General features: G+C 32.7%; 9 protein-coding genes and 1 rRNA gene. 1 reads left to right on the top strand and 9 read right to left on the bottom strand.

Annotated elements, in window-relative coordinates; all coding sequences use genetic code 11:
* Positions 1–92 (bottom strand): 16S ribosomal RNA (locus tag BMY18_RS04470); the annotation flags it as partial.
* Positions 93–500: 408 nt separating this feature from the next.
* Positions 501–1,838 carry a tRNA (N(6)-L-threonylcarbamoyladenosine(37)-C(2))-methylthiotransferase MtaB gene (gene mtaB, locus BMY18_RS04465; RefSeq protein WP_092450950.1) on the bottom strand — a complete coding sequence of 446 codons (1,338 nt, stop codon included), beginning with the start codon at positions 1,836–1,838 and terminating at the stop codon, positions 501–503.
* Between the two features lie 194 nt (positions 1,839–2,032).
* On the opposite strand from mtaB, the gene BMY18_RS04460 reads away from it, so the two are divergent.
* Positions 2,033–2,263, top strand: a complete 231-nt coding sequence (locus tag BMY18_RS04460; protein WP_092450947.1) for an HPr family phosphocarrier protein — start codon at positions 2,033–2,035, stop codon at positions 2,261–2,263.
* An 88-nt stretch (positions 2,264–2,351) separates the two neighbouring features.
* Here BMY18_RS04460 and thiI read toward each other — a convergent pair whose 3' ends face one another.
* The 7 genes from thiI to BMY18_RS04425 all read right to left on the bottom strand — a co-directional run bounded on the left by thiI (position 2,352) and on the right by BMY18_RS04425 (position 9,929).
* Complete coding sequence (gene thiI, locus BMY18_RS04455; protein ID WP_092450945.1) at positions 2,352–3,530, bottom strand: tRNA uracil 4-sulfurtransferase ThiI; 1,179 nt, start codon at positions 3,528–3,530, stop codon at positions 2,352–2,354.
* A gap of 97 nt (positions 3,531–3,627) precedes the next feature.
* Complete coding sequence (locus BMY18_RS04450; protein ID WP_092450943.1) at positions 3,628–4,782, bottom strand: cysteine desulfurase family protein; 1,155 nt, start codon at positions 4,780–4,782, stop codon at positions 3,628–3,630.
* A 4-nt stretch (positions 4,783–4,786) separates the two neighbouring features.
* Positions 4,787–5,530 (bottom strand): RsmE family RNA methyltransferase, encoded by a 744-nt coding sequence (locus BMY18_RS04445; RefSeq protein WP_092450941.1) that lies wholly within the window; start codon positions 5,528–5,530, stop codon positions 4,787–4,789.
* Between the two features lie 6 nt (positions 5,531–5,536).
* The gene (gene prmA, locus BMY18_RS04440) at positions 5,537–6,493 is read right to left on the bottom strand and encodes a 50S ribosomal protein L11 methyltransferase (RefSeq protein ID WP_092450939.1); all 957 of its coding nucleotides are present in this window, start codon (positions 6,491–6,493) and stop codon (positions 5,537–5,539) included.
* Between the two features lie 151 nt (positions 6,494–6,644).
* Positions 6,645–8,057, bottom strand: a complete 1,413-nt coding sequence (locus tag BMY18_RS04435; protein ID WP_092450937.1) for an aminopeptidase — start codon at positions 8,055–8,057, stop codon at positions 6,645–6,647.
* 453 nt (positions 8,058–8,510) lie between these two features.
* Positions 8,511–9,098 carry an SMC-Scp complex subunit ScpB gene (scpB, locus tag BMY18_RS04430; RefSeq protein WP_092451023.1) on the bottom strand — a complete coding sequence of 196 codons (588 nt, stop codon included), beginning with the start codon at positions 9,096–9,098 and terminating at the stop codon, positions 8,511–8,513.
* A gap of 51 nt (positions 9,099–9,149) precedes the next feature.
* A complete protein-coding gene (locus BMY18_RS04425; protein WP_092450936.1) occupies positions 9,150–9,929 on the bottom strand; it encodes a segregation and condensation protein A in 780 nt (259 codons plus the stop codon).
* Positions 9,930–9,983 lie beyond the last annotated feature (54 nt).

Raw genomic sequence — 9,983 nt, 5'->3', positions numbered from 1 at the left:
CGAAGAACTCGATTCACTATACTTCGTTCGACTTGCATGTGTTAAGCACGCCGCCAGCGTTCATCCTGAGCCAGGATCAAACTCTCATATAAAGTTTTAAAAACTTTTAAGCATTTGATCTTGCTAGTTTAAACATCTAGCTTGTTTCCGTAAAATTCACTTTCTTGCATAAATGCCAAAGCATTTATTTAAACATGAATGTTAGCGTTCATGTTTTTACAAGCAGTTCCTTTTTTACTGTTTTAAGGTAGCAACACAAATCTATTGATTTGCATTACCGTTCGTTTATTTTGAAATTCTTTTATAGAATTTTCAAGGTTGTTTTACTATTTAGTTATCAATGTTCAATTCAAACTTTTTCTTGGGTTCGTGCACTGAATAATCCAGTATTTATGCACCTTCGAGTGTTGTTTGTGTTGCCGTATGTTTTGGCGACTTGGTTATCTTATCATTATGAGCTAACTTTGTCAACACTATTTTTCGACTTTTTTCTACTTTTTTCAAATTTTCCCTAAAACAGTGTTCTTTTCTAGTATTTTAACCACTTCTACAGTATTTATACCATTAATTATTTCTTCTTTTGATAAATAATTACGATTCAACAATATATCATTCAAATTAACAAATACCTTAATATACTCTTTCGTATGACCTATAGCATATTCAATTCCTTCAAAATTATTAACATCTTCAAATAAAACTTCAACATATTTGCCTTCATAATAACGATTAAATTCATTTGACATAACATCAACTAATTCTAGTAACGCCTTACTCCTTAAAGTTTTGATTTGATTTAAAACTTGTCCGCTCATTTTATCGGCAACTGTTCCTTTTCTTCTTGAATATTTAAAAATATTCATTTCATAAAAATTTACCTTTTCAAGAAATGCTCTTGTGATCGCGAATTCTTCATCCGTTTCGCCAGGAAATCCTACAATTACATCTGTTGTAATTGCTGGATGTACGTAATATTTTCTAAGCAGCTCACATTTTTCATAATATTCTGTAGTATCATAACGTCTATTCATTCTCTTTAGCGTTGCATCACAACCACTTTGAAGTGATAAATGAAAATGAGGACATACTTTTTCCAACTTTGCTATTGAGCTTGCAAATTCTTCCGTAATAATTCTTGGTTCCAACGATCCTAATCTAATTCTTTCTAATCCTTCAATTGGATGTAACAATATTATTAACTCTAAAAGATTCGTATTTCCCAAATCAATTCCATATGAGCTTAAATGTATACCTGTTAAGACGATTTCTTTATATCCTTTATCCACTAACCCCTTTACTTCTTTTACTATAAGTTCTGGATTTCGGCTTCTTACGCGGCCTCTCGTATAAGGAATGATACAATATGAGCAAAATTGATTACACCCATCTTGAATCTTAATATATGCCCTAGTATGCTCGCAAACGCTATTAATGGACAAATCCTCATACTCTTCTGTTCTATTTATATCAATAATAGCGCTATTTTCAGCATTATTATTTTCATATTCTTCTATAATATGAAGTAAATCTGCTTTTTTATTATTTCCAATAACAATATCTACCGCATCATCTAATTGCAATTCGCTACCTTCTGCTTGTACATAACATCCTGTGGCTATAACAATCGCATTTAGATTTAATTTTTTTGCCTTATGTAACATTTGGCGTGATTTCCTATCTGCTATATTAGTTACGGAGCATGTATTAACTATATATATATCAGCTTCCTCATCAAATTTAACAATTTCATATCCTGCTCCTATTAACAGCTGCTCCATAGCCTCTGTTTCATATGAATTTACTTTACAACCCAAATTATGTAATGCTACTTTTTTCATTATATTTATATTCTGCCTTTCATTTTAATATACTATTACGTAAATTTAATTTTATTAAATAAATTGTATATACTTTTCATACATTTATTGTGAATATTGTATATTGACATAGTTTAGTGAAATAGATAATATAGTCCTAGGTAGTGCAATAATTGCACAGCAAATATATAAACAATTACTAGGAGGTAATAACTATGAAAACCGTTCAAATTTCATTAAATTCAATTGATAAGGTAAAGTCTTTCGTAAATGATATCACTAAGTTTGATATTGATTTCGATTTAGTATCAGGAAGATATGTTATTGATGCAAAATCTATAATGGGAATCTTTAGCTTGGATTTATCAAAACCAATCGACTTAAATATTCATGCTGATGCTGAAATAGATACAATTCTTTCTATATTATCACCATATTTAGTTTAAGACACCTTACTCTAAGTAATCAGTATAGCAACTAAAAAAATTAGAGAAACAGAAAACAAGCTGGCTTGTTTTCTGTTTTTTAATTTTACTAATCAATTTTTATTTTTTCTGTGGTTTCAATTGCAATTCTGATCATTTCATCTATTTTCTCTTCTAACTTTCTTTCAGAATTTTTAATAATCTTTAAATTAGGTTTGGTTACAGGATGTTTTGCCACAAATATTGTGCAACAATCTTCAAATGGCTGAATTGAAGTTTCATAAGTGCCAATTTTTTCAGATAAATTAATAATTTCCTGTTTATCAAATCCAATAACTGGTCTAAATACTGGCATTGTACATACTTCATTTGTACAAGCAAGGCTTTGCATTGTCTGACTAGCTACTTGTCCAATACTTTCACCTGTTATTAATCCTTGACATCCTGATTGTCTTCCAAGCTCTTCTGATATTTTCATCATATATCTTCTCATGATAATTGTTAACTCATCATGTGGGCATACCTCATATATATACAATTGGATATCTGTAAAGTTTACGACATTTAATTCAATAGGTCCTGAATATCTAGCAACGAGCTTCGCCAGATCAACTACTTTTTGTTTTGCTCTCTCACTTGTGTATGGAGGGGCGTGGAAATATGTAGCGTCAATTTTTACGCCACGTTTTGCAATCATGTAACCGGCAACGGGACTGTCAATACCACCTGAAAGTAAAAGCATGGCTTTTCCATTGGTTCCCACCGGCATTCCGCCTGGCCCTGGAACTTCTATTGAATATATATTTATTTTTTCACGTATTTCGATTTGAAGGAGTACTTCTGGCTTTTTGACATCAACTTTGAATTCACTGAACGCTTCTAAAATTCTATGTCCCATCTCGGAATTGATTTCCATTGAATCCATTGGATAATTCTTCCTAGCTCTTCTTGCGTTTACTTTAAATGTAATATTTTTATCTGGATATGTTGAATCCATATATTCAAGTACAACTTTAGATAAATCGTCGAATCCAGTATCTTCTATTTGAATCATAGGACAAATTCCAACTATTCCAAAGACTCTTGAAAGTGACTCGATTACCTCATCATAATCAAATTCGCCTCTAGCCTCAGCATATATTCTGCCATTTTCTTTACTAACAGTAAATTTCCCATCTATTTTTTTCAATGAAAATCTAATTTGATCTACAAGCGCATCCTCAAATATATATCTGTTTTTACCCTTTACACCAATTTCACCGTATTTTATTAAAAATGCTTTAAACATTTTTCCTCCAATTCTCCGCTTCTGCGATATGTGTATATTTATTATAATTTATTGCTTATGAGATAACATATGTGGTTCGACTTATGTAACTTATGAATTAACTTCTTCTAAATTTTCTTAGCATTGGTAGCAACTCATTTAAAACAAGAATACAGTAATCAATTTCTTCTAGTGTAGTATCAAAACAAAAACTAAATCTTATAGTCGAATCCAATAACATTTTATCAACTCCGATTGCAACCAATGTTGAACTAAGTCCTGGCTTATTAGATGCACAAGCGGATCCAGAAGATACATATACGCCTTTATCTTCTAATGCATGCAGTAAAACTTCACTTCTTATCCCTTCAAAACTTACGCTAAGAATATGTGGAGCAAAATCTCGATCGGTCTTCCCGTTAATTGTGGCACACGGTATGATTTTTATTGCTTCTACTAATTTTTCTTTTAAATTGTATAAATGATCTATTTTTTCATCCAAATTTGCATAAACCAGTTTCGCTGCAACACCAAGTCCTGCAATTCCTGGTACATTTTCTGTACCCGAACGCATGCCTTTTTGTTGCCCTCCTCCAAGAATGAGAGGTTTTACCTTGACTTTATCACGAATATAAAGAAACCCTGAGCCCTTAGGACCATGAATTTTGTGCCCACTGACAGAAAGTAAATCAATCCCCATTTTCTTGGGATAAATCTTATATTTTCCAAACGCCTGAATTGCATCTACATGAAAAATAATATCAGGATTATAATTATGAATCATTTGTGCCATTGCTTCAATTGGTTCTACTGTACCTATTTCATTATTCACATACATTGTTGATACAAAAATTGTGTCATCACATAATTCATTTTTTAAATCATCCAATGATATTAACCCGTTTTTGTCTACAGGAAGATATGAAATTCTAAATCCCTGTTCTTCTAAAAATCGAATTGGTTGTTTTACGGACGAGTGTTCAACAGAAGAAACTATAATGTGATTACCATCACGTTTGTTTGCCATTACAGCACCAAGGATTGCCATGTTATTCGATTCTGTTCCACCTGATGTAAATATAATCTCTTTTTCTTGACATTTTAATAATTTTACAAATGTTTCTTTCGCTTCTTTGATATATCTTTCTGCCTTAACACCATACATATGCATAGATGATGGATTACCATAGTCTAGTTCCATTGCCTTTACCATGACGTCCACGACCTCTTTTAAGCATCGCGTTGTTGCTGAATTATCTAAATATACTTCCATAATCTTATATTTTCCCTTCTAGTTCAAACATCAAAACTGAAAGAATCATAAGTCCTGCTGTTTCTGTTCTTAATATACGTTTTCCTAAAGTTATCACTTTAAAATTGGAATTTATTGCGATATCAAGTTCTGACATATCGAAACCACCTTCTGGGCCAATAAATATTCCTATACTTATGCCCGGTTCAATAGACGATATTATTCTTTTTGTTTCTGACATTCCCTTAGCACATTCATATGGCAATAAGACAATATCAAGCTTTTTTGCATATTCAATTGCTTCTTTGTAAGTCATCACGTTGCTCACATTGGGAATAATGCTTCTTTTGCTCTGCTTCGCCGCACTTTCAGAAATACCATTCCACCTTTTAAGCTTGGTATCTTCTTTCTTTTGATCCAGTTTCACAACGCAACGCTTCATAGCAACCGGAATAATTTCAAATGCACCTAATTCTACGGCCTTCTGTATTATAAGTTCCATTTTGTCAGCTTTGGGCAATCCTTGAAATAGATAGATTTTGGAAGGTAATTCTTTTCCTTCTTCATCTATCAATTCTATATTTGCAATAATCGTGTCATTTTCAATTTTACTTATATAACAATGATAATCAATATTATCTCCACTGCTTATCAATATTTTATCATTTACGTTCATTCTCAAGACGTTTTTCATGTGATTAACATCTTCACCATCAATAAGAATATAATGATCAAATATATTTTCATGTTTTGCGAAAAAATGATACATGACTGATTACCTCTTTCTTGCAGTAACATTTACCCATTCACCATCGTGATTGATTTCTAATATTTCAAGACGAGGATTCTTGTTAAATGCTTCAACGACTTCTTTTTCTTTTGTATTAATAATTCCAGATGTCATAAATATGGCTCCAACTTTCATATGATCTGCAACTATTTCCGATAATGGTATCAAAACATCTGCTAAAATATTAGCGCATACAATATCGTAACATTCATATCCAACTGCATCTTTTATTGCTTTATCATCGATTATATTACCATCAATAATCTCTATTTTATCCAGTGGAATCTTGTTTATTTCAGCATTTTCCTGACTTGCCACTATTGCATTTGGATCAAGATCTGTACCTACTGCTCGCTTTGCTCCAAGCATAAGTCCTATCACTGAAAGGATTCCACTTCCACATCCAACATCAAGTAATAAATCATCTTTTTTTACATACTTCTGAAGCTGTGTAATTACAAGCTGTGTTGTTTCATGTGAGCCAGTGCCAAATGCTGTGCCCGGATCAATATTGACAACCAGATGGCCTTCCATGGCCTTCGTATATGGTTCCCATGTTGGCTTGATCACTAACTCCCCAATTGAAAATGGATGGAAGTACTGTTTCCAGTTATTAATCCAGTCCCTATCCTCCGTCTGAGCTTCAGTAATCGTGCCTTCCCCAATATCAGTAAACATCTTGAGTTCTTCAAGACCTTTATAAACTTTATCCGTCATCGTCTTGTCATCTACATCGGAATCAATATAGAAGCTGACCTTAGCAATGCCTTCATCTGGCGGAAGTTCTGGAAGGAAATCTACAAACATAGTCTTAATATCCTCTTTGCTTAACTGGACATTATCCTCAATCTCAATTCCTTCTATTCCAATATCCATCATCATCCCGCTGATTAAATCAACTGCTTCTGTTGTGGTTTTTAGTGTATATTTATTCCATTTCACTGTTATTGCTCCGATCTTTTATGCTTATATAAGTTTGAAATTCTAATATATGATTATTCTTACTATTCCATATAATTATCTTACTATGCTATATAATTATTTTTTACTATTCTTCATAATTATTTTTACAATAATATATGATCCTTTTCTACTAAGCTTCTCTTAAAAATGCTTCATATCCCTTAAGTGTTTCATATAAATCTGCCTTACAAATTACTTCATGTGGAGCATGCATATTCTGTACTGCAAGGCCACTATCAATTACATTCATCCCATAATTAGCAAGGATATATGCAATCGTTCCGCCGCCGCCAATATCTACTTTTCCTAGTTCTGCGGTCTGAAAGCAGACGTTATTGTTATCCATTATTTTTCTCATTTCACCCATGAATTCGGCATTAGAATCATTTGATCCACTTTTACCTCTAGAACCGGTGTATTTGTTAAATACCATTCCACGTCCAAAATATGCACTGTTTTTCTTTTCATTCACACTTGCATAATTGGGATCATAGGCAGCACTCACATCTGAAGATAACATTTTTGAATTAGTCAATGCTCTTCTTACTTTGAGTTCTGAATAATCACTTGTTCTATCCATAACTTCTGCGACAACATTTTCAAAGAAACGAGAGTGCATACCTGTTGCGCCAACGCTTCCAATCTCTTCCTTATCGACCAAAATACATACGCCTGTACGTTTCAACTTTTTATTATTAAACAGGGCAATCAGTGAAGGATAGGCACACACTCTATCATCATGGCCATATCCGATTATCATGCTCCTATCAATTCCATAATCGCGAGCAGGGCCTGCCGGTACTGCTTCTATTTCTGCGGATAAGAGATCCTCTTCTTCTATGCCATAAGTTTCTTTTAATATCCTTAAAACGTTGTTCTTAACTTTTTGTTTTCCAGCTTCATCAGACTTATCTTCTTTATCACCGTTTAGTTTCTTCAATGGAATACTTCCACAAAGAATATTTAAATCTTCGCCTTCAATGAATTTCGAAGCCTTCTTTTCAAGTTGCTCACCAGCCAAATGAATTAACAAATCAGAAATTCCAACCACTGGATCATCTGCTTTTTCTCCAATTGTTATTTCCACTGTTTCGCCATTTTTAAGTGCAACTACGCCATGAAGTGCAAGTGGCGTTGTAAGCCACTGATATTTCTTGATTCCACCATAATAATGAGTTTCAAGAAGTGCTAAATCAGTATCTTCATATACAGGATTTTGTTTCAAATCTAATCTAGGAGAGTCAATATGTGCGCCAAGAATATTCATTCCATTTTCCATTGCATCTTCTCCAATATTAAATAAAATAATTGATTTATTCATATTGACTGCATACACTTTATCACCAACATTAAGTTTTTCTTTGTTTTTTATAACATCCTCAAGATTTTTATATCCTTGTACCTCTGCCATTTTAACTGCACTTGTCACGCATTCTCTCTCCGTTTTGCATTCAGATATAAACTTCCTATATTCCTCCGCAAAATCAAATACCTCCTGCATCTCAACTTCATCATATTTTTCCCAAGCATTATCTCTTTCCATAATTTCTCCTTTTCATATCCAAATTTAATTATATTCACAAACTATTTTTCCTAATCCCAACTCCAACCATATCCCAACTCATCCCTCAATCGTATTCCTATAAACACGCAATTACAAGGATTCTTTCTCATTTCTTAATTTTTTTGCTTTTAAATCCCACACTTGATTGTAATTTTTAAATCTCACATTTGATTGCAATCAAAACCCATTTCCAATCCGAATCCTATAAACATAAAATAATTCTTTTTCTTTTTTCGCTTTTAAATCCCACATTCGATTATAATTCCAAAACCCATTTCCCAACACGTATCCAGTGAATATTCATTTATAAGGATTCATTTTTCGCAGACCGGCTGAAAACAGCGCTTTCTGCTGTTTGAAGGAAAGGCAAGAAAAATAAATCCTTATAAATGAATATTCACTCAACACCTACCGTTTAAATCGGTTTTATTATTATACATCTAATGACATCTGCTCCGTTTTATCTGCCTCAATCTCAAATTCCGCTTCTTCCTTAAAGTTTTCAAGTACATCGGCATTTATAACTGGCAATTCTTCAATTGATTGAACACCAAATGATCGAAGAAAACTTTCTGTTGTTCCAAACAGCATAGGTCTTCCTGGCGCATCTAATCTTCCCACTTCAACTACTAAACCATATTCAACAAGTTTACTCACTGCATGCTCACAGCTTACTCCTCTAATCTTTTCTATTTCACTTTTCGTAATTGGTTGCTTATATGCAATTATGGACAAAGTTTCAAGCAAAACATCAGTTAACGTATATTTTCTTGGTTGGCTTGCAACTTTTATTAAATTTTCATAGAATTCTGCTTTTGTACATAATTGAAAACTGTTTTCTAATTCAATTATCTTAATTCCTCTATCTGCTGCATCGTACTTGTCCATCATATTATGCACAATTTTCTTCGTAGTATCAACATCATGATTAATGGCAAGTGCAATTTTATCCACTTCTACAGATTCTCCCATTGCAAATAATACAGCTTCAATTGTAGCTTCTATATTTTGAATATCCATTTTTTCCCCATCCATTTATATTTTCTCTATACTTATAAACATGTTTCACATTTATATTGCTTGTTCTAAATCTCCAATTAGATTAGGATCCCTCACCACGGTTATATAAATATCTTCTAATGTACCCTCTTGAATGATACTTATAAATCCAGTTTTAATCAACTCAAGTACAACCAAAAATGTTACAATGGTTGACATTTTAGTGCTATTGTTCATAAGTAATTTTGTAAAGCTGAAATTATCATGGCCCATTAAAAATTTCTTAACATATTGTAGGCGATCGTCCATATTAATTTCTTCTTTTTCAATCTTTCCAAATTTACTCCTCACTGGATCGATTTTATCTTCTTTTCGTTTCATGACCATTTGAAAAATACTATTCAATTTTGCTAATGTCATATCACCAACCAATTCATCCAGATTCACTAATGGCTTGTACGCTTCAACTTCTGGTGGAACTGTAGACTTTTTAAATAAAGCCCTTCCAGCATCCAACTGCTTGTCCTTAAGTTCATATGACATATATTTATACATCTTATACTCCAATAATTTATCAACAAGTTCCTGCCTAGGATCTTCTACTTGGCCCTCCTCATTGACATCAGATGGCAAAAGCATCTTTGACTTGATTTCAAGTAATGTTGCGGCCATAACTAAAAATTCACTGACTATATTTAAATCTTTTTTGTCCATTTGGTTTACATAATCTAGATATTGCTGTGTAATCATTGCAATTGGTATATCATATATATTCACTTTATTCTTATCTATCAAGTGTAATAACAGATCCAATGGACCTTCAAACGCCTGAAGTTTAACAGAAATCCCCATATTAACTCCGATCGATATCTTAAAATTAGCCAAGTAAGAAAAAATTTAAAACTG

Source organism: [Clostridium] fimetarium (assembly GCF_900111235.1).
Lineage (GTDB): Bacteria > Bacillota > Clostridia > Lachnospirales > Lachnospiraceae > Clostridium_N > Clostridium_N fimetarium.
This window is presented reverse-complemented; position numbering and strand designations above follow the sequence as displayed.